General features: G+C 33.9%; 14 protein-coding genes. 6 read left to right on the top strand and 8 right to left on the bottom strand.

Features of this window, described 5'->3' with window-relative positions:
- Window positions 1-111 precede the first annotated feature (111 nt).
- Complete coding sequence (locus tag HAV12_RS18820) at window positions 112-852, top strand: hypothetical protein (protein ID WP_171570999.1); 741 nt, start codon at window positions 112-114, stop codon at window positions 850-852.
- Between the two features lie 84 nt (window positions 853-936).
- Here HAV12_RS18820 and HAV12_RS18815 read toward each other — a convergent pair whose 3' ends face one another.
- Both HAV12_RS18815 and HAV12_RS18810 read right to left on the bottom strand, forming a co-directional pair.
- Window positions 937-2,526, bottom strand: coding sequence for a peptide chain release factor 3 (locus tag HAV12_RS18815; RefSeq protein ID WP_171570998.1), 1,590 nt, complete (start codon window positions 2,524-2,526; stop codon window positions 937-939).
- A gap of 155 nt (window positions 2,527-2,681) precedes the next feature.
- Window positions 2,682-4,121: an alpha-amylase gene (locus HAV12_RS18810; RefSeq protein WP_171570997.1), complete on the bottom strand. Its 1,440-nt coding sequence runs from the start codon at window positions 4,119-4,121 to the stop codon at window positions 2,682-2,684.
- A 533-nt stretch (window positions 4,122-4,654) separates the two neighbouring features.
- On the opposite strand from HAV12_RS18810, the gene HAV12_RS18805 reads away from it, so the two are divergent.
- A complete protein-coding gene (locus HAV12_RS18805; protein ID WP_171571724.1) occupies window positions 4,655-6,088 on the top strand; it encodes a peptidylprolyl isomerase in 1,434 nt (477 codons plus the stop codon).
- A 76-nt stretch (window positions 6,089-6,164) separates the two neighbouring features.
- Window positions 6,165-7,118, top strand: a complete 954-nt coding sequence (locus HAV12_RS18800; RefSeq protein ID WP_132038195.1) for a MoxR family ATPase — start codon at window positions 6,165-6,167, stop codon at window positions 7,116-7,118.
- A 38-nt stretch (window positions 7,119-7,156) separates the two neighbouring features.
- Here the strand turns inward: HAV12_RS18800 and xrtN are convergent, their stop codons facing one another.
- A complete protein-coding gene (gene xrtN / locus HAV12_RS18795) occupies window positions 7,157-8,359 on the bottom strand; it encodes an exosortase N (RefSeq protein WP_205423334.1) in 1,203 nt (400 codons plus the stop codon).
- Window positions 8,360-8,397: 38 nt separating this feature from the next.
- Complete coding sequence (locus tag HAV12_RS18790; protein WP_171570995.1) at window positions 8,398-10,890, bottom strand: XrtN system VIT domain-containing protein; 2,493 nt, start codon at window positions 10,888-10,890, stop codon at window positions 8,398-8,400.
- A gap of 454 nt (window positions 10,891-11,344) precedes the next feature.
- On the opposite strand from HAV12_RS18790, the gene HAV12_RS18785 reads away from it, so the two are divergent.
- The 3 genes from HAV12_RS18785 (at window position 11,345) to HAV12_RS18775 (ending at window position 17,889) form a co-directional block, all read left to right on the top strand.
- Window positions 11,345-14,116 carry a bifunctional aconitate hydratase 2/2-methylisocitrate dehydratase gene (locus HAV12_RS18785; protein WP_171571723.1) on the top strand — a complete coding sequence of 924 codons (2,772 nt, stop codon included), beginning with the start codon at window positions 11,345-11,347 and terminating at the stop codon, window positions 14,114-14,116.
- A 131-nt stretch (window positions 14,117-14,247) separates the two neighbouring features.
- A complete protein-coding gene (locus HAV12_RS18780; protein WP_171570994.1) occupies window positions 14,248-16,512 on the top strand; it encodes an aconitate hydratase in 2,265 nt (754 codons plus the stop codon).
- Between the two features lie 246 nt (window positions 16,513-16,758).
- Window positions 16,759-17,889 carry a peptidoglycan endopeptidase gene (locus HAV12_RS18775; protein ID WP_171570993.1) on the top strand — a complete coding sequence of 377 codons (1,131 nt, stop codon included), beginning with the start codon at window positions 16,759-16,761 and terminating at the stop codon, window positions 17,887-17,889.
- A 9-nt stretch (window positions 17,890-17,898) separates the two neighbouring features.
- Here HAV12_RS18775 and HAV12_RS18770 read toward each other — a convergent pair whose 3' ends face one another.
- The 4 genes from HAV12_RS18770 to HAV12_RS18760 form a co-directional block, all read right to left on the bottom strand.
- Entirely contained in the window at window positions 17,899-18,297 is a 399-nt protein-coding gene (locus tag HAV12_RS18770; protein WP_132038202.1) for a response regulator, read from the bottom strand.
- The gene (locus HAV12_RS18765) at window positions 18,287-19,711 is read right to left on the bottom strand and encodes a HAMP domain-containing sensor histidine kinase (RefSeq protein ID WP_171570992.1); all 1,425 of its coding nucleotides are present in this window, start codon (window positions 19,709-19,711) and stop codon (window positions 18,287-18,289) included. The genes HAV12_RS18770 and HAV12_RS18765 overlap by 11 nt, the downstream gene beginning before the upstream one ends.
- Window positions 19,712-20,116: 405 nt before the next feature.
- Entirely contained in the window at window positions 20,117-20,299 is a 183-nt protein-coding gene (locus HAV12_RS23100) for a DUF5958 family protein (RefSeq protein ID WP_171570991.1), read from the bottom strand.
- A 68-nt stretch (window positions 20,300-20,367) separates the two neighbouring features.
- Window positions 20,368-21,762: a S9 family peptidase gene (locus HAV12_RS18760; RefSeq protein WP_171570990.1), complete on the bottom strand. Its 1,395-nt coding sequence runs from the start codon at window positions 21,760-21,762 to the stop codon at window positions 20,368-20,370.
- Window positions 21,763-22,092: the final 330 nt, after the last annotated feature.

The raw sequence follows: 22,092 nt of genomic DNA, 5'->3' as shown, positions 1-22,092 counted from the left end.
TATTTATTTATTTATTTATTTATTTTTTTCTTCCCAACCTTTTTGCAAAAAATATACTCTATATAAGTAAGAACCTTTCCTGAAGGATTTTTAACTTAAACAAAGTATAGTATGAAAAAGAAATTCACCTTAGAAATAGCAAGCCCTTGTTCTGAAAATTTTGATAAAATGATTCCTAATTCAAGTGGTTCATTTTGCGATTCCTGTATGAAAAATGTAATTGATTTGAGTGGAAAAACAAATTCAGAAGTTGCTAGATTCGTGGCAGAAACTAAAGATAAAAACATTTGTGCCCGATTAAAAGTAACACAGCTGGAAGAAGAATTTCAATATAATGAAACCTTCAGAATCAATAATTTTAAATATGCAGCTGTAGCAGCCTCTGTTTTGATAACGTCACATATTGCTGCGCAAGAAAAAACACCAGTTAAAACAGAGATAGCCAGTACGAAACCAAATTCATATAAGCTAGGGAAAGTAGCTTACAGTCAAGTTGCTGAAAAAGAAATTTTGATCACAATAAAAGGTAAATTATTAGAAGCCAAAACCAATAGACCATTGAATAAAGAAACCTATCCAAATTTGAACCTTACTATAAATGATTCACAAAATGCAGTAAAAATAAATCCGGAAACAGGGGATTTTTCTATAGTGGCGCAAGTTTTAGAAAGCAGCAAAACGTTTATGGTTACTATTACAGGAAGTGATTATTATCTTTCAAAGGAAATTGCTTTTACTAAAAAAGCAGTTAAAGGAAGTAAACTAAACCAAAATATAATTATTGGAGCAGAAGAACTTACTAAAATTTATATTGCCGGGGGATTGGGAATCAATTACAATGGAAATAAATAGAGGGAATTGCTAAATTTATAAAGAAAAAAGACTGTTTAAAATATTTTAAACAGCCTTTTTATATTTTTCTTCTTAGAGAAGGGATTAATCAAATTCTGATGTAAAGAATAACTTCACCGTTGGATATTTGTTTTGTGTCATTTGAATCGTAAAATCAGAATCAGCTAAAAATACCAGCTGGCCATATTTATCATGTGCTAAGAATTTTTGTTTGATACGTTTGAATTCTTTAAATTCATCATTCTTTGCATCATCAGGTTTTACCCAGCATGCTTTATGAACCGGGAAGTTTTCGTAGGTACATTTTGCGCCATATTCGTGCTCTAAACGATATTGAATTACCTCATATTGAAGCGCTCCAACAGTTCCGATCACTTTACGATTATTCAATTCCAAAGTAAATAACTGCGCAACACCTTCATCCATTAACTGATCAACACCTTTGTCCAATTGCTTGGCTTTCATAGGATCAGCATTATTGATGTATCTAAAATGTTCCGGGGAGAAGCTCGGAATTCCTTTGAAACTCATGATTTCCCCTTCCGTTAAAGTATCTCCGATTTTGAAGTTACCGGTATCGTGTAAACCTACAATATCACCAGGATAGGATATGTCTACGATTTCCTTTTTCTCGGCAAAGAAGGCATTCGGACTGGAGAATTTTAAATTTTTCTTCTGGCGAACGTGGTAATAAGGTTTGTTTCTTTCGAAAGTACCGGAAACAATTTTGATAAAGGCTAAACGATCTCGGTGTTTCGGATCCATATTGGCATGGATTTTAAACACAAAACCGGTCATTTTTTCTTCTTTAGGATCAACTAATCGTGTTTCAGAATCTTTGGCTCTTGGCGAAGGTGCGATGGCGACAAAACAATCTAAAAGCTCCCGAACTCCAAAATTATTCAAAGCAGAACCAAAAAATACAGGCTGGATTTTTCCATCTAAATAATCCTGACGATCAAATTTTGGATACACTTCATCAATTAATTCTAATTCTTCACGAAGCCTGTCAGCAGGTTTCTGACCGATAATTTTTTCTAATTCAGGATTTTGGACATCTGAGAAAGCAATAGTTTCTTCGATATTTTTACGGCTGTCTCCACTAAAAAGATTAATGTTTTGCTCCCATAAATTGTAAATTCCCTGAAAATCATAACCCATTCCGATCGGAAAACTCAAAGGAGTAACCGTTAGTCCAAGTTTCTGTTCCACTTCATCCATTAAGTCAAAAGCATCTTTACCTTCACGGTCTAATTTATTGATGAAAACAATCATCGGGATGTTTCTCATTCGGCAAACGGCAACCAGTTTTTCAGTTTGTTCCTCAACCCCTTTTGCAACGTCAATCACAACGATTACACTGTCAACGGCAGTTAAAGTTCTAAACGTATCTTCTGCAAAATCCTTGTGTCCCGGAGTATCAAGAATATTGATTTTTTTGTCTTTATAATTAAAAGCAAGTACAGATGTCGAAACCGAAATACCTCTCTGGCGTTCGATTTCCATGAAATCACTCGTTGCTCCCTTTTTTATTTTATTGTTTTTTACGGCACCGGCTTCCTGAATAGCCCCTCCAAACAACAATAATTTTTCTGTTAATGTTGTTTTACCGGCATCAGGATGCGATATAATTCCGAATGTTCTTCTGCGTTGTATTTCTTTTAAAAAACTCATATTTTCGTATAAATAGGATGCAAAAGTACTATTAATTAAGTGGTAATAAAAATATTCACTTCTTAATTTGGAAGTCTTTCTTTTAGAAAAAGAAAATTCTTAGCACAAAAAAAGGCTGTTTTTTTAGAACAGCCTTAGAATAGTCATTTTTTAAATTACTGATTAACTGACCAAACTGAATATCCTTTTGGAGGACATTGTATTTTTACCCATTTATCTGCCTGCGTAGTTGGGAACCAAGTCGAATTTCCTGTGAAATCCTTGATCTGAGTATTAGCCCAATTCGTTTGAATCCATCTTTCCTGCCACGTCGTGGAGTTGTTGATGTAAACCACTAATCCCGGATTTCCATTATAGCCATTTCTTCGCGCAACATACTCATCATTATCAGAGTACAAAATAGAAGTTGTTCCTGTCGCTTTGTTGTTGTGGATCCAGATCAGGTTATTTAATTTACTTTTATCCAGCCATTCCTCGTAATCTCTGTAGAATATTGTTGGATATCCTTCGTGTGTCAGAATATAGGAATACGCTAATAATTTGTTTGAAATCTCATCAGTATCATGATTGCTAACGAAAGTAACTGCTCTGTATGGGTTTCTTTTCCACATCATGTCATCGTTTAACAGGGCAAGATTATTGCCGTCAAAGGCATCATTCATTTTGTAATAACAGGCAAAATCAAATACAGAACTGTTTGCATTATTGGCCCAGTCATTTAATACATTTACATTCGAATCCCATAATTCTCCGACAGAAAATCCGCCAACATTAGCATTCCATGCATTGATAACCCAGGCACCAAAACCTTTTACATAGTCAAATCTCCAGCCATCAAATTTCATGGTGTTTTTGTAATATTTACCAACTCCGTCTGCTCTTAGCCACAACCAGTCCTGAACATACGGATTAGCATGGCAGAGGTCCGGAAATCCTCCAAAAGAACCTTCGTCATTATTTCCGTAACTGTTTTTGTAAAAGTCATTATAAGTACGCTTGAATTTTCCAGAAGCAACTCCGTTAAAGTTAGTCCATGTATTTGTTCCTGTAAATGGATTGGCTTCTGATTGACCTCCACTGTTGTGATTAATCACAATATCAGCATACACTTTCATGTTCTCGGCATGTGCTTTTGTAATTACACTTACCAATTCGGCTTTGGATCCGAATCGGGTTTCTACGGTTCCGTTTTGATTGTAATCTCCAAAATCAAAATAATCAGTAGGATCATACCCCATAGAGAAAGGTCCGTTTTGTGCTTTTGAAGCAGGAGGAAGCCATATTGATCCAATTCCCGCATTCGACCAGTCTGTAAGTTTAGTGTTTATGGTATTCCACCAGTTTCCGCCGGCAGGAACATCCCAGTAAAAAGCCTGCATCATTACTCCGCCACCCGGATTGTCAACATATTTTCCGGTAAGCGATGATTTCGAATCTCCGGTGCTAAAAGGTTTTCCGTCGTGATTGGTGACATTGATGATTTTAAATTGCTGGCTTTCAGCTTTTGTGTCAGTTTCATTTATTTCATTTTGAGAACAGGACCAAAAAAAAGCTGTAATCGCCAAAAAGGAATAAATTCCGGTTGTTTTTTTCATGATAAGATTTGGTTTAGATTAGTAAAGTTGTAATCATTAATTATTGGCTGTAAAAAAGCAAAATACGTAATTTTAAAGCTAATAAATTATTAATTACGCATCTAAAGTATGTATTTTTTGTATAGATCCTATTTATAGGAAAATATTTATATTACGAAAACGTTGTAGTGTTGAAAACTTTTTTTTATTGAGCTGTAGAGAAGCAGTTTATCTTTTGTGGGGTAATGGTGAGATAAAATGTAATGGATCGTTAATAATTTTGATTTTTCAGGCCTTTTTTTAAAGGTTTTTATCTTCAAAAACAGTGCTTTATTTGTTGGATTTAAAAACTATCCTATAATTTTTTGTTAATAGTATAGCTGATAGTTGTATTATGTAATTGAATTGTTATTTTTGTTCGTTATAAGTTAGAAGAAACCAGGTTTTAATTAATTGGTATTTCCTGAAGATTCAGTAGTATGCTGAATTACTATTTGGTTGAAGAAAATGAAATTTTAAAGCAAGATCTTTACATTAAAATTAAAATTAAAATAATGTTATTAAAAAAATTACAGCTAAAAACAATTGATTACAGATTTGGGTTAACAATGTGTTTTTTACTTTTTTTCAACTCTGTCATTTCTGCACAGGAAATAATTAAAGATGTTGTGGCTGAAAAACCAGTTGAAGCAGTACACTCGGGACAAAGACAAAAAGTGGATGGAATTATTGCTACTGTTGGAGATTATATTGTTTTGGATTCAGATATTGACAAAGGATTTTTAGAAATTACTGCTCAGGGAGGTTCTGTAAAAGATATTACTAGATGTCAGATGCTGGGTAAACTTTTGGAAGACAAACTATATGCACACCAGGCTATTCAGGATAGTATCATTGTTAGTGATGCTGAAGTAAGAAGCATGATGGACGATCGTTTGAATTATATGCTTCAACAAGTAGGTGATATTAATAAAGTAGTGGCTTATTACAAGAAAAATTCAGTTGAAGAATTTAAAACTTATTTTTCAGACATCTTAAAAGAACAAAAATTAGCCTCAGAAATGAGAGATAAAATTGTTAAAGATGTGGAGATTACACCAGAAGAAGTTCGTAATTTTTTCAAGAAAATACCGAAAGAGGAATTACCAACTTTTGGAGCTGAGATGGAAGTGGCACAAATTGTTATAGAGCCTAAAGTATCAAAAGAAGATAAACAGAAAGTAATTGACAGATTAAATGCGATCAGAAAAGATGTTCTGGAAGGTTCAAGTTTTGCTACCAAAGCCGTTTTGTATTCACTGGATCCGGGGTCTGCACCAAATGGTGGTTTTTATAAAATGACCCGAAAAACGCCTTTTGTAAAAGAATTTAAAGATGTTGCTTTCAGTTTGCAAGAGGGAGAAATCTCTGAGCCATTTGAAACTACTTTCGGTTATCATATTATAATGGTAGATAAAATTAAAGGTCAGGAAGTAGAATTAAGACATATTTTAATTTCGCCAACTGTTTCTGAAGATGCTTTGAAAGAAGCAAAAGAAAGAATTATCAATATCAGAAATAAAATTGTAAGCAAGGAAATTTCATTTGCTGATGCTGCCAGAACTGAATCTGATGAAAAAGAAACCAGAGCTAATGGAGGAACTTTAGTAAATCCTAATACTCAGGACACTCGTTTTGAATTGACTAAAATGGATCCTACTTTATACAGTCAGGTTTCTAACTTAAAAGATGACGAAGTTTCTCAGCCCCTTTTAAATACAGATGATAAAGGTAAAAAAACATACAAATTAATTACGGTTACCAACAGAATTGATGAGCATGTGGCAGACTATGCTAAAGATTACACCAAGATTAAAGAATTGGCATTAAAAGAAAAACAAATCAATGCAATCGCTAAATGGTTTGATACAAAAATAAAAGATACTTATATCAAGATTATTGGCGAATACAGAGATTGCTCGTTTGCTAATAACTGGTTGAAAAAATAATTTTTATTAAATAAAGAAAAGAGTTAGTTTTATGAATTCATAGAACTAACTCTTTTTAATTTTAAAACATACTTAAATGTCTGATGTAACAGCAATTCATAATTTAGTTCAGAAAAGAAATGAATTAAAAACAGAAATAGCGAAAATTATTGTAGGCCAGGATGAAGTTATTGATCAAATTCTGATTTGTATTTTTTCTGGCGGACATGCACTTTTAATCGGTGTGCCGGGATTAGCAAAAACATTATTAATTAATACCTTGTCACAGGCTTTAGGGTTAGATTTTAAAAGAATTCAGTTTACGCCGGATTTAATGCCTTCGGATATTTTGGGAAGTGAAATCCTCGATGAGAACAGAAAGTTTAAATTTATAAAAGGGCCAATTTTCTCTAATATTATTCTGGCTGATGAGATCAACAGAACCCCGCCTAAAACGCAGGCAGCTTTACTGGAGGCCATGCAGGAGCGTTCTGTAACAATTGCAGGGGAAAACCATAAGTTAGATTTGCCTTATTTCGTATTGGCAACTCAAAACCCGATTGAGCAGGAAGGAACATACCCTTTGCCTGAAGCGCAATTGGATCGTTTTATGTTTGCGATAAAATTAGAATATCCTAGTTTTGAAGAAGAAGTACAGGTTGTAAAACGTACCACATCTGATGTTAAAACGGAAATAAATCCTTTATTTTCAGGCCAGGAAATTATTGATTTCCAACATTTGATCCGCAGAATTCCTGTGGCTGATAATGTTATTGAATATGCCGTAACTCTGGTGAGTAAAACAAGACCGGATAATGCTTTGACGACAGATTTTGTTAAAAATTATCTGGATTGGGGCGCAGGACCAAGAGCATCACAAAATTTAATTTTGGCTGCAAAAGCACATGCCGCTTTTAATGGTAAATTTTCTCCGGATATTGAAGATGTAAAAGCAGTCGCAACCGGAATTCTGCGTCACAGAATTATTAAAAATTATAAAGCAGATGCTGAAGGAATTACCGAAGAGATTATCATTCAGAAGCTGATGTAAACGATATAAAGCCTGATACTAATTTGTATCAGGCTTTTTTATATCAATTTTGTACGACTAGTTTCGTTTATTAAACGAACAGATTTATTTTGGAAAAGCTTTATTAAAAGGACTTCTACGAGAGAAGTGTATTTTTTATGATCACATTCGTACCACCAATATGAATAATATTGAATGTTATTTTTCTCCATTCGGACAAAGCATATTTCTTCACTATTCTTTTTAATCACTTTTGATTCTATAACTTTATAGCCATTTCCGGTCCAGCAAATTAAAGGATTATGAGATGGCGTTTTAATGTAAATAAGCTTTTCAGGAGTTGCAATTTTAAAAACTTCGGTGTTAATCCAAATTCCTTTTTCGATATTATAAGTTGTACTTAGGTTTTCAAGTAAATCATGTTTTAATTCTTTCTTAATTTCTAAACTGGTAATCAATACTATAAAGAATGCTATTGTAATTGGCAGGAAAATAAGATTGTTAGAATTTTGGTTTGAAGTTTCTTCCAAGTTAGGTTTAAAAAAACGAATTAAAAAGAACATGGGTATAATTTGATAAAATGCAAAACAAAGTAAACCAATACTATGATGTAGCGTATTTTCTTCGGTACAATTAAATAAAATTAGAATTATAATTCTGAAATAGTTTGAAAAAATATTTAATAAAATCATTACAAAACAAAATAGAAAAATTTGTATGATATTGAAATATTTATATTGTTTACGTTCTTCCAGAGTCAATAAAAAAGCTCCAACAAGTAATCCAGTTTTAAACATCGATAGTCCCATACAGGCAGTGTCAATAGTTATTTTTGCATTATTAATGTAAAAATTTACGCCTTCAATTTTTGTAATCGGAATAAAGTTTTTTAAAGTTAAATACACACCATAACAAAGTGTTTGCTTGATTTCGACAGTTAAATAATCAAAAAAAGTATTAAATACTGATGAGAATAAAAAGATACAGATAAAAGCAATGAACGAGAATTTTTGAGTGAAACTATAATATAAAAAACAAGCCAATAAAGCCAAAGCTAAAAAATGCAAAGATTTAGTGTGTAAACGATAACTTATAAATTCTAATAGAAAAATGAATCCTAAAAGAGGATAGTTCAGGTTAAATGAAATTTTTCTACCTCCGATTAGAAATAATACGATTGAAAATACAATTCCGAAAAGATTGCTATCAAGACCAGACAAAACTATATTAGAGTTTATGACGAGTAATAATGCTAGAATCAAGATCGCAATTGTGTTTTTGTATTGAAATATGAGCTTCATTAAATAGTTTGCTTTCTGTTTTTTCTGTAATAAAAGAAAAGTATTGTCGATCCAAGAATAATTAACAACCATTCATGTGGCTCCGGAACAGCACCGTCATTTTTGACAGCAGCGTTTCCGAGAGTATCAACGTTTTTCTCAATTCCGTTATTTTTATAGTCTTCATCAGTTTCAAGAACAATCAAAGACGATATTGGTGTTACAATATTGGGATCTTTAGCTAGATCTACATATTGATTTTGAACCAAAGAATCATTCTCAATTTTAACTTGTTCTTCCAGTACTTTTCCAAAAGCGTACATTCTGTAAATATGATCTGGGCCGGTACTTTTTGCAGTATTGTTTAGCGGACTTTCTGTAATAGCAATATTGGCAGGTTCAATATTTAAAGTATTCGCGGCTGTTTTAAATAAAACAAAATGATTTTGATTAATCAGTTTTAAACTGTTATTTAGACTTGTCTGAAAATAATCTACATATTTCTGTTCTTTAACAGTCTGCCAAAACGGATTAATATCTGAGGAAATATTAATCACTTTTAAGTGTCTCTCTTTCGTCCCGGTTTTTATTTTTTTTAAATAATTTGAATTTTCAAGTTCTTCAAAATTTGCAGAGAAAGTTCCGCATTTCGTAATGATTAAACTATTCTGTGAGATTTTATAAAGAGGCAATAGAGAATAATGCAAATCTTCAAAATCTAATGCAATAGCTTTAAAATTATCTTTGTTGATTTCTTTCTTTTCACTATTTATAAAAACAAAGAAGTTTTTTTTATCCAGGTTTACAAAAGATTCTATTTGTTTCGTGGTCCAACTACTGTTTAAATCTAATATAATCTCTGAAGGCGAAAACGAAATTACAGTTTGCTGAATGTTCTTAACTTCATAAATTTTGTTTTTCCACGCAAATGAACTGGGTACTTTGGTTAAAGACAAATAGGCTTCCCAATTGTCTAATCCTTTTGATTCATTAATATAGTACTTATTTTTAAGTTCAAAATCTTTACTGGTTTCTACCTTTGTATTTCCAACGGTCTGAATTCTTGAAATAGTTTCTGCATTCGAAATGTTTGGACCTTTTATAGATAGGCTTTGGTATTTCATTTCATTATTTTTAACTTTTAACGGAGTTGTAAAACCGCATTTAAAGGTTCGCGGATTCTTGAAATTTACAGGAAAAACTCTAACCACAACTTTGTTCCCTTCTTTCCATTGCATTAACGACGGATCCCGGCTTTCTACACCAACAATTTGATTGTAAGCTGCTTTAGCTTTTTCTTTAGTTGTCAAAACGCCTTTTCTTTCAATTCCGTTTACCCACAGAGAAAGTGACGTTGCAACAGAACCTTCCGGTAATTGAAAAGAATATATAGCTTCCTGATCTCTCCATGAATCTTCGGCGCAGGCAATTTTCATGGTTACTTCGGTGTAAGCCAATCGCGCATCGGCATAAATTTTTACATCTTCTTTTATGCTTTTGGTCAATAAATCTTCGCCACTCCATAACTGTTCTTCAGTTTCGAGTCTTTTATCGAAGTTTGATTTCAAAATGTTAATTCTGTCATCATTACTAATATTGAGGTCTTTGCAAAATAAGTATGCAATTGATATAAACGGATTATGTGTTTTTCTTTCGTTAAATTGTTTAGTGCCAAAGGAATCAAAACCTCCAAAAGAAAATATATTGTGAAGCGGAATGTAGACAATGTCTTTTTTTAGTAAAATTTCATTAAAAAAATTCGGTTTTAAGTTTTGTGAAATTGAAATATAACTTGGAAAATCATCATTTTCATCGAATGATTTCATAGTCGCTGATTGTGTTATTTTTCTGCTTTCAATGCTTAATCCAATTGTAAAAAGGATTAAACCAAATAAGACAACTAAAAATCCGGCACCAAAATAAATAGAGTAATTTTTATTCCTGCTGAAATATCTTATAATTGTTGCTATATGAATAATAATTACAAATGCAGGAACCAAACCATAAAAACCTAACCCTAAAGCTAAAATCCCTAAACAAGATAATGGCATGATCGGAATTAAATATATTGCAAAGTACAAGATGATTGCAAACGATAAACCATTAATAAAAAAAGGAAAAGATATGTTTCTGCTTTCATCTGAATTTCTATAGATAAAAAAATTAGATAGACAAAAGGCTGCTGTTGTCAGATAAACCCATAGTGGTAAGTCGTGAAAAATAGGAATAAAAATATTTAGGCAAAAACAACCAATAAGCCAGTTCAGGATTAAGAATGGGGTTAGATGAATGTATTTTTCTTTTTTTCTAAGAATAATAAAAGATAGACCAATTCCGTAAAGAACCTCAAATAGCAAACTTAATATCGCAGCCGATTCAAAATTTTGAATTCGGAATTCTTTGCAAACAAGAGTTCCTATTAATAGGATAGTACTAAAAAGTGTTACAATTAAACTAATTGTAACACCTGGCTTTTGAATATAATATTCTAAGTGTTCTATTTTGTATTTCATAGTTATATTTTTTTAAAAGTACTTTGAAATACAAAGTTATAAGAAAATTTGAATTGCAAGTTTTAATTTTGATTTTTTTTTGAAGTTTATAAAAGCTGAAAATGCATGCTAGACTTTTCTAAAAATAAGAAGGGATAAGAGAGAAAACGGAGCAACTATAACGTTGTAAATGCTAATTTAGAAAGGTTCTTAGCTAAAAACGAGGTAAAATCCGACATTCATCGTAACATCAAATTACGACTTTGTTAAAGAAAATATTTTAAATTACCAATAAATCATTTTTTTAATACAAAATTAATATTTTGGCAAAAACCGGCAATCAAAATCGTTTTTTAACAATAATAATTTTTGAAAAGGCGACTTCTATTATATTCTTTTTAATTCTCGTCTTTAATTTTTAAATTTGCATCAAAAAAATAAACCTGCCTTTTTAACATTAGAAAAGATTTCTACTATGAACACTTATAAGGATTATATCCAAGAGATTGAAGAACGAAAAATTCAAGGGCTTCACCCAAAGCCAATTGATGGTGCTGAATTATTGAGCGACATCATTGAACAAATTAAAGATGTAAATAATGAGTACAGAGAGGATTCTCTTAAATTCTTTATTTATAATGTTGTACCAGGGACAACTAACGCTGCAGGTATTAAAGCTAAATTTTTAAAAGAAATCATTCTTGGTGAATTTGCAGTAAAAGAAATCACGCCTGCTTTTGCTTTTGAGTTATTATCACACATGAAAGGCGGACCTTCTATTGAAGTGCTGTTAGATTTAGCATTGGGTGATGATTTTGTTATTGCTAAAGAAGCTGCAAATGTTCTTAAAACACAGGTTTATCTTTATGAGGCAGACACAGACCGTTTAAAAGAAGCTTTTAAAAATGATAATGTAATTGCCAGAGAGATTCTTGAAAGTTACGCAAAGGCAGAATTTTTTACTTCATTACCAGAAGTAGTTGAGGAGATTAAGGTAGTTACTTATATAGCCGGTGAAGGGGATATTTCTACAGATTTGCTTTCTCCGGGTAATCAGGCTCACTCGCGAGCGGACCGTGAACTTCATGGTAAATGTATGATTACTCCTCAGGCGCAAGATGAAATTAAAATGTTACAGGCACAACATCCTGATAAAAGTGTGATGTTGATTGCTGAAAAAGGTACAATGGGTGTAGGTTCATCCAGAATGTCAGGTGTAAACAACGTGGCTCTTTGGACCGGTAAACAAGCAAGTCCATATGTTCCGTTCATTAATATTGCTCCAATCGTTGCCGGGACAAACGGTATTTCACCAATTTTCCTGACAACAGTTGATGTTACAGGTGGTATTGGTTTAGATCTTAAAAACTGGGTTAAAAAATTGGATGCAGCCGGTAATATTATTCGAAATGAAAATAATGAACCTATCCTGGAAGAAGCATATTCTATCGCTACCGGAACTGTACTTACCATAAACACAAAAACGAAGAAACTTTATAACGGCGACAAAGAGCTAATTGATATTTCTAAGGCATTCACGCCTCAGAAAATGGAATTTATAAAAGCCGGAGGATCCTATGCAATTGTATTTGGAAAAAAGCTTCAAACATTGGCAGCGAAAATTTTAGATATTGAAGCTCCTCTTGTATTTGCTCCGTCAAAAGAAATCACTATTGAAGGACAAGGTCTTACAGCAGTAGAAAAAATCTTCAACAGAAACGCTGTTGGTATAACTCCGGGTAAAGTATTACATGCAGGTTCAGATGTTCGTGTAGAAGTTAATATTGTGGGTTCGCAAGATACGACTGGTCTTATGACGGCTCAGGAATTAGAATCTATGGCAGCTACAGTAATTTCGCCAATCGTAGACGGTGCGTATCAGTCTGGTTGTCACACCGCTTCTGTATGGGATAAAAAAGCGCAGGCAAATATTCCAAAACTGATGAAATTTATGAATGATTTTGGTTTAATCACGGCTCGTGACCCAAAAGCCATTTATCATTCAATGACCGATGTAATTCATAAAGTTCTAAACGATATTACAATAGACGAGTGGGCTATTATTATTGGTGGTGACTCTCATACAAGAATGTCAAAAGGTGTTGCTTTTGGTGCTGACTCAGGTACAGTTGCTCTTGCACTTGCTACAGGAGAGGCTTCAATGCCAATTCCGGAATCAGTGAAAGTGACATTTGTTGGAGAGATGAAAGGCTATATGGACTTCCGTGATATAGTTCATGCAACACAATCTCAAATGCTTAAGAAGTTTGGTGGGGAAAACGTATTCCAGGGTAGAATTATAGAAGTTCATCTTGGAACTCTTACTGCTGATCAGGCATTTACGTTTACAGACTGGACGGCAGAAATGAAAGCAAAAGCTTCTATCTGTATTTCTGAGGATGATACTTTGATTGAATCATTAGAGATTGCAAAAGGCAGAATTCAGATCATGATCGACAAAGGAATGGACAATCATAAACAAGTTCTTCAGGGATTGATTAATAAGGCAGATAAGAGGATTACGGAGATTAAATCAGCTGAGAAACCGGCACTTACACCAGATGCAAACGCTAAATATTATGCTGAAGTTGTGGTTGATCTGGATCAGATTGTAGAACCAATGATTGCCGATCCGGACGTTAATAATGCTGATGTTTCTAAAAGATATACGCACGATACTATCAGACCTTTATCTTTTTATGGGGGAGTGAAAAAAGTAGATCTTGGATTTATCGGTTCTTGCATGGTTCACAAAGGAGATATGAAAATCCTTGCTCAAATGCTTAAAAATATAGAAGATTTACATGGTAAGGTTGAATTTAAAGCGCCGCTTGTAGTAGCACCGCCAACTTATAACATTGTAGATGAACTTAAAGCTGAAGGAGACTGGGAAGTTTTACAGAAATACTCAGGTTTCGAATTCGACGATAATGCTCCTAAAGGTGCGGCACGTACAGCATACGAAAAAATGTTGTATCTGGAGCGTCCGGGATGTAACTTATGCATGGGTAATCAGGAAAAAGCAGCAAAAGGAGATACTGTAATGGCAACTTCTACACGTCTTTTCCAGGGAAGAGTTGTGGAAGATACTGAAGGTAAAAAAGGAGAATCATTGCTTTCTTCAACTCCCGTCGTAGTGTTGTCTACAATTCTTGGAAGAACTCCTACGATGGATGAGTATAAAACTGCAGTAGAAGGTATTAGTCTGACTAAATTTGCGCCTTCTAACAAGCAATTAGTGATGTAATACATACGATTAGTTATAATCATTATATATAAAAAGCCCGAGTGATAAACTCGGGCTTTTTCTTTTATAGCTCCTCAATTATTTGTAACTTGTCATGTTCAAAATAAAAAAAAACAAAAACAATTATACTTATGGCTTTTGATATTGAAATGATTAAAAAAGTGTATGAGAACATGCCAGGTCGTGTTGATAAAGCGCGCGAGATCGTTGGTCGTCCACTTACTTTAACGGAGAAAATTTTATACAATCACCTTTGGGATGGAAATCCGACCCGGGCGTTTGGAAGAGGTGTTGATTATGTTGATTTTGCACCGGACCGTGTTGCGTGTCAGGATGCGACGGCACAAATGGCACTATTACAATTTATGCATGCAGGTAAAGCTAAGGTAGCAGTTCCTACAACAGTTCACTGTGATCACCTGATTCAGGCAAAAGTAGATGCTGTAACCGATTTGGCCAGGGCAAAAACACAAAGTAACGAAGTTTTCGATTTCTTATCGTCAGTTTCAAATAAATATGGAATTGGTTTCTGGAAACCGGGAGCTGGAATTATTCACCAGGTAGTACTTGAAAATTATGCTTTCCCCGGAGGAATGATGATTGGTACCGATTCTCACACTGTAAATGCAGGTGGTTTAGGTATGGTCGCTATTGGTGTTGGTGGAGCTGATGCCGTAGACGTTATGTCTGGTATGGCTTGGGAACTTAAATTTCCTAAATTAATTGGAGTAAAACTTACTGGTAAATTATCAGGATGGACTGCTCCTAAAGATGTTATCCTTAAAGTTGCCGGTATCCTTACTGTAAAAGGTGGTACTGGTGCAATCGTTGAATATTTTGGTGAAGGTGCCACTTCCATGTCTTGTACAGGAAAAGGTACTATTTGTAACATGGGTGCTGAAATTGGAGCAACAACTTCAACTTTTGGTTATGATGATTCTATGAGTCGTTACCTGCGTTCTACCAACAGGGCTGATGTGGCAGATGCTGCAGACAAAGTAGCTTCTTACTTAACTGGAGATCCGGAAGTTTACGCTAACCCGGAACAATATTTTGATCAGGTTATCGAAATCAACTTAACGGAATTAGAGCCACACCTAAACGGTCCGTTTACGCCGGATTTAGCAACTCCAATTTCTAAAATGAAAGAAGAAGCAATCAAAAACAACTGGCCATTACAGATTCAGGTTGGTTTAATTGGTTCTTGTACCAACTCTTCTTATGAAGATATTGCCCGAGCAGCGTCGTTGGCGAGACAGGTAAGTGCTAAAAACTTAAAAACCAAATCTCAGTTCACTATTACCCCGGGATCTGAAGTGGTTCGTTATACAATTGAAAGAGACGGTTTTATTGATACTTTCGAAAAAATTGGTGCTACCGTTTTTGCGAATGCCTGCGGACCTTGTATTGGTATGTGGGACAGAGAAGGAGCAGAGAAAGAAGAAAGAAATACTATCGTTCACTCTTTCAACCGTAACTTCTCTAAACGTGCAGATGGTAACCCAAACACTTTAGCTTTTGTAGGTTCTCCTGAATTGGTAACTGCTATGGCTATTGCAGGTGATTTAGGTTTCAATCCGTTAACAGATACTTTAATCAACGAAGATGGAGAAGAAGTAATGTTAGATGCTCCAACAGGAGACGAATTGCCTCCTAAAGGTTTCGATGCTGAAGATCCGGGATTCCAGGCTCCGGCTGCAGATGGTTCAGGAGTTCAGGTTGCTGTAAGTCCTACCTCTGAGCGTTTACAATTATTAGCCCCGTTTGATACCTGGGATGGCAAAAACATTACAGGTGCTAAATTGCTGATCAAAGCATTTGGAAAATGTACTACGGATCATATTTCTATGGCCGGACCATGGTTGCGTTTCCGTGGGCATTTAGATAATATTTCTAATAATATGCTGATTGGTGCTGTAAATGCATTTAACCAAAAAACAAATTCAGTTAAAAATCAGTTAACCGGAGATTACGATGCAGTTCCTGCTGTAGCCCGTGCTTATAAAGCGGCTGGAGTTCCGTCTATCGTTGTTGGAGATCACAATTATGGTGAAGGTTCTTCTCGTGAGCATGCTGCAATGGAGCCACGTTTCTTAGGTGTGAAAGCGGTATTGGTGAAATCATTTGCCCGTATCCACGAAACAAACCTTAAAAAACAAGGACTTTTAGGATTGACTTTCGCTAACGAAACTGATTATGATAAAATTCAGGAGAACGATACCATCAATTTTACTGATTTAACGGAGTTCGCTCCCGGAAAACCATTAACATTAGAGTTCGTTCACGCCGATGGTTCTAAAGATATCATTCTGGCTAACCATACTTACAATGCAGGTCAGATTGGCTGGTTCGTTGCAGGTTCAGCATTAAACTTAATTGCTGCCGGAAAAGTATAATCTTTAAGATTCAATTATACTAAAAACGCTCTGTGAAAACAGGGCGTTTTTAATTTGTAAAAGTATTTTGTATGTGAATTTCCATTAAATAAAGGAATTTATATTGCGAAATTGTTAATTAAGGCAAAAATGGCTGTTAAAAAATTGGCTTTTTTACTTTAAAAAGTTAAATTCGCTTTATGAGTGAAAAGAGTTGTGTTTTAACCTAACTAAAACACAAAACTTAGAATAAAAAAGCCCCAAATAATGATTTTTAGATTTACTGTACTATTACTGTTTTTTAGTTTGAGTGTTTTTTCCCAGGATAAATATATCAGACATAAGATATCAAAAGGAGATAACCTAAGTGTGCTTGCTAAGAAATACGGTGTAAAAACAAAAGATATTGCAGAAGCAAATCCGAATGCTCCAAAAATTCTAAAATTAAATTCGGTTTTACTGATTCCGGATAAGAATAAAACGGTTACTGCAAAATCTGCACCTGCTATTACGAATATGACTCCCTCTCCAAGCCCTGGATCTCACGAAGTTCTGGCGAAAGAAACGCTGTGGGGAATTTCAAAAAAATATAATGTTTCAGTTGAAGACTTAAAAAAAGCAAATCCGCTGTTGGAAACGGAAGGTTTAAAAATTGGCCAGCAGATTATTATTCCATCGAATGCAGTTGCAGATCTGGAAAGTCCTGTTGAAAATATCGCTAAACCAGAAGAGGTTGAGGTATCAAGGGAGATAAAGCCGAAAGAAACTAAATATGCCATTGCAAAGGAATTCGGAATCTCTGTGGCAGAATTAGAAAAACAAAACCCTGTCATAAAGAAAAAATTAAAGGTTGGTTCTGTGCTTACAATACGCACTTCTAAAGAAAAAGCAGATGCTTTAGAAGCTGTAAGTCAAACTTCTCAAATAAAAGATCCGGTATCGAACCCTGAGTTAGTCGCTGAAAATACTATTGTGAAAGATTCATCTAAAGTTATCAGGGTAGAAAACAGTTCTGATTTAATCGATCGACTGATTGAAAGTGCAACCGGAAATATAGGAGCAAGATATCGATCAGGGGGTACTACTAAAGCAGGTTTTGATTGTTCGGGATTAATGATTTGCACCTTTAATAATTTTGATATCAGGCTGCCAAGAAGTTCTATTGAACAATCGCGAATTGGAATGAAAGTCAGTGCTGAGGAAGCACAAAAAGGAGATTTGATTTTCTTTAAAACAAATGGGAGACATCATATTAACCATGTTGGTATGGTGGTAGAAGTAGCCGATGGAGAAATCAAATTTGTGCATTCTTCAACTCATGGCGGAGTTATGATTTCTTCGACTAAAGAAGCTTATTACGGAAGGAATTTTTCGCAGGTAAATCGTGTTTTGCAATAAATTAATACGTTATGTATTCAGATAAATCGTTTTTTTTAACTCTTCAATAGGGAGCGGTTTGTTTAAAAATCCTGTAACATAATTATTCTCATTTATTTTTTGTATTTCATCCTGATCCAAAGTCGAGGAAAGTACATAAATTTGAATTACTTTTTTAAATTCATTATTTAGCTTATCGTAAGCATTCAAAAATTCAAAACCATTCATGACAGGCATCTGAATATCTAATAAAATAATCAGCTGCTGCAGATTTTGATGTGTAGAAAGCCATTGCAGGGCTTCCACGCCATTATTTGTAATGTTTACTTCTGTTTCTGTTACATCAAGCATCTTTGTTAATAATTGCTTAATAACAAGCTGATCGATCAGATTATCTTCGATTAATAAAAATACTGGTTTAAGTTCCATACAAGTTTGGTATCGTTACAATAAATTTACTTCCTACACTATTTTCTGAGGAGACGTAAATATTTCCCCTTATATTTTCGACGGCTTCTTTTACAATATAAAGACCTAATCCTGAGCCTTTATTTTTGTTGGTTCCAAAGTACATTTCAAAAATATGTTCTTTGAATTCTTCTTTAATTCCAATTCCGTTATCTGATATTTCAATTTGATTAAAACCATCTGAAATATAAGTTTTAATCGAGATAAACATTTCCTCTTTACTGTTATCCGCATATTTTATTGCGTTTGAAAGTAAATTTGAAATGATAATTTTTAAGCGCAAATTATCGCTTTGAATACGATCGATCAATATCTCTTTTTTAATTTCGATTCGGTTGGCGTTTTCAATGTGTATCAATTGGGAAATGGCTTCATCAAATAACTCCCGAAGACTTACCGGTTCAATAATTATTTGTTTGCGTTTGTTTTTAGAATAATCAATAATGTCGCTAATAAACTGATCCTGCCTGACAAGGCTTTGGTGCATTAGCTTTAAATAGTTCCTGATCTGATCCACATTGTCTTCTAATTGTGTGATCGCAATAAGTCCCTGCAATGAAGTTATCGGAGATCTCAAATCATGTGATGCACTATAAACAAAGCGATCAAGCTCATGATTCGCCAGTAACAGATTTTCATTTTTTACTTCGATTTCTTTTTTAGAAGTAACGAGTCTTTTTACCATTATCGAATAGTACCAACTTACGCTGCAGATGATAATCAGGATAAAAAAGATGTTCGTAATAGTTAAGAGTGTTTTTATTTTCCTTGTTCCTTCTCCAAGTGTATTTGAAAAGTTACGTTCGTTTATGGTGAGTTTGTCGCTTATATCGCTTATTTGTTGTAAGTATTTTTGCTGATCAGAAGTTGTTAAGATATTGCGTTTGATTTTTGCATCGATTTGTGTTCCCGTGATAAATAATTCATCAATTAATTTATCACCTTGTTCCCATTCATGAATGGCTTTTGCTAAAAAAGGAATCTCTTTAAAATTTACAAATAGCCAGACAAGATCGTTAATGTCATCCTGATGATTTCGGCCTGTTAAAAAACCACTCCGTGCCATTTTATTGTCGCCTGCTTTGAGGAGTGTTTTTCGGGCAATGCCATCTCCCTGAGGAACTTTTAATTCTTCATTATATAATTTCCATTGTTCCGGTTCCTGGGTGTAGAGATACGTAATAAGATGCCTTGAAGCATCTTTTTGTCCTTTGGAATAATGTGATTCTCCATTTACATAAGCTCTGTTGGCAGATAATATTTTGATGGTAAAAAAATTGATACAAATTAGCAGCGCGCAGGAAATAAATACAATTAGCAGAAGAATGAAAACATTGGGGAAACGTATGCTTCTAAAAAACGGACTCTTAGACATAATTTCAGATTTGTAGGTTAGTACTGGCTTCTCAGGTGTGACAGACTGCTTGCTTACTTGTAACGTATATTTCTGTAAAAATCAGCTTTTGGGGATAACTGTTTTTTACTGTCTAAAAAGTGAACAGTTGTTAATGAAAACTTTCTTTTTTTAAGATTATGAACACTTATATCAAATTTAACAAAAAAAAGGTATGTTTTTACAAATGGTCTATTTTTTCTTGTTAAATTATTTAATTTTATTAAGGTGTTGGTAATTAGTGTTTTGTGTTCTGTTTTTTAAGTTTAAAAAATAAATAATATGAAACAAAGCAAAATTCTAAATAATCTAAAAAACAAACAAAACATCTTTTTTGTTTAACAATCCATTTTGAATAGAATCTGTTTTTGAGATTGTTTTTTATATCTATTCGAATTCATGCCAAAAATGGCCACAACCATTTTTGCATTCTGTATTTCTTCTTTCCGTATCTGTCACTTTAAAAATCCAAAGTAAGGAGATTATTGTTTTTTTATTTTCGTTTTCAGGAAGCTGAGCTATTTTATCTTGTGCAATTTTGTTGATTATTTGTTCATGTTGCGTTATCATTATGTAGTGAAGTCAGAACCAAATAAACTGCAGTTATTAAATCGCAGTTTATTTGTCTTAATTTTAAGTTACTTTGTTTGAACTTTAATCCATTGCAGAATTTCGTTCATTGCAATTGGAGAAAAGGTTTGTTCAATTTTTGAATATTCCTCAGGAGATCCCGATTTACATTCCTGAAATAAATGATTTAAATTTGGAATCTCCTTTATGGTTATATTTTTATTTCCGCCTTTTGTTAACGCTTTTTTAATTGCTTCCAGATTTTCTTTAGGAGGAACTTGTAAATCTTTCTCCCCGTTTAGGGCTAAAACAGGGCACTTCACTTTTTCTAACACCGGTTCCGGATTATATCTTAAAAAATAAGTCATCCATGGATTTGTTATTTTAGCTACTTGTAAATTAACATACTCTTCCAGCGTTACATTTTCAGGTTTGTCCGGATCATTTTTCGATATTTCAGTGATGTACTTTGTTATTTGAGTTTTTAATTCCTGCGGATCTTTGTATTTATTTACAATTTGAAAAGCCTTCTGATTCATTTCTTTTGTTTTTTGAATAGCTGAATCACTGCTTCCTTTTGCTTTTGCAATTAGTTCCTGTTGCAATAAAAGGAGTTGATCTCCTTCTATTCCTGGTCCGGCGAGTAATACGATAAAAGCAATATTCTTAGACTTACCTGCAACAATTGGCGCAATTAATCCTCCTTCGCTATGCCCCACTAATCCTATTTTCTTTTTGTCTATTTCTTTTCTGGAAAGTAAAAATTGAACTCCGGCCTCAACATCTGTAGAAAAATCCAAAGAAGTTCCCGATTTAAAATCCCCTTTTGAGGCAGCAGTTCCTCTGTCATCAAAGCGTAAAACGGCAATGCCATTTTTAGTTAAATAATCAGACAGTACCAGAAAAGGTTTGTGTCCCAGTAGTTCTTCATCTCTATTTTGCGGACCGCTTCCACTGATTAAGATAACAACAGGAAAAACACCTTCTTTTTTAGGCAATGTCAAAGTGCCTGCTAAACTTATTCCGGCGGTTTTATTCTCAAAATTGACCTCTTCAGTATAATAAGGGAACGGTTTTAAAGGCTCCTGAGGTCGTACCAGTTTTTCTTTTTCAATTTTTTCTCTGGATAAATTCAGCGGAAAAGCCTGGCCTCCTTGTTTAAAAGTTCCTGTAATAATATTGTCTTTTCCTAAAATACCTTCGTATTCAATTCGAAGGTTTGATAATGCAACTTTTAGAGTCGAATTTTCAAAGCTGGTTGAAGTAGTAGGAATCCCGAATGCTTTCTGATCAGGACTATCCATTGTAGCGGTAAACACATTATCCTTATTGCTGATGTTAAAAACAACAGCTAGCTGCGCTCCGGGTACTTTTAAAATTCCGTTCCACTGGCCGGTGATATCTTGTGCCATTACAAATGTTAAGTTGCAAAGAGCCACTAACAATAGTACTATTTTCTTCATGTTTTACTGATTATAATGTTTTGGTGGGTTATTTGAATTGTACGAATTTACAGAAAAATAGCTTTAATAAAGAATATTTATTCCATTAAAAAATGGCGTACATAATCAGTCTTTTAAAAGCATAAATAGAGAGGAGGACTGGAAAATACGGATCAGTTTTGGTCATTTCCCTGCCACCACAGCCCAAGTCAATAACTTTTAGATTTGGTTTGTCAACTATATAGCTTGTAAGGCCTCAGACAGTTTATATCGGTCTTCTTTAAATTCGTTGTATTTTTTCGAATCTCAGGTCATGCTATTTTGTCTTTAAGGTGCAAAACGAAAATACGA

The organism is Flavobacterium sp. CLA17, from assembly GCF_013112255.2.
GTDB classification, from domain to species: Bacteria; Bacteroidota; Bacteroidia; order Flavobacteriales; family Flavobacteriaceae; genus Flavobacterium; species Flavobacterium circumlabens.
Note: the sequence above shows the minus strand (reverse complement) of the source record. Positions and strands in the feature narration are given on the sequence as shown.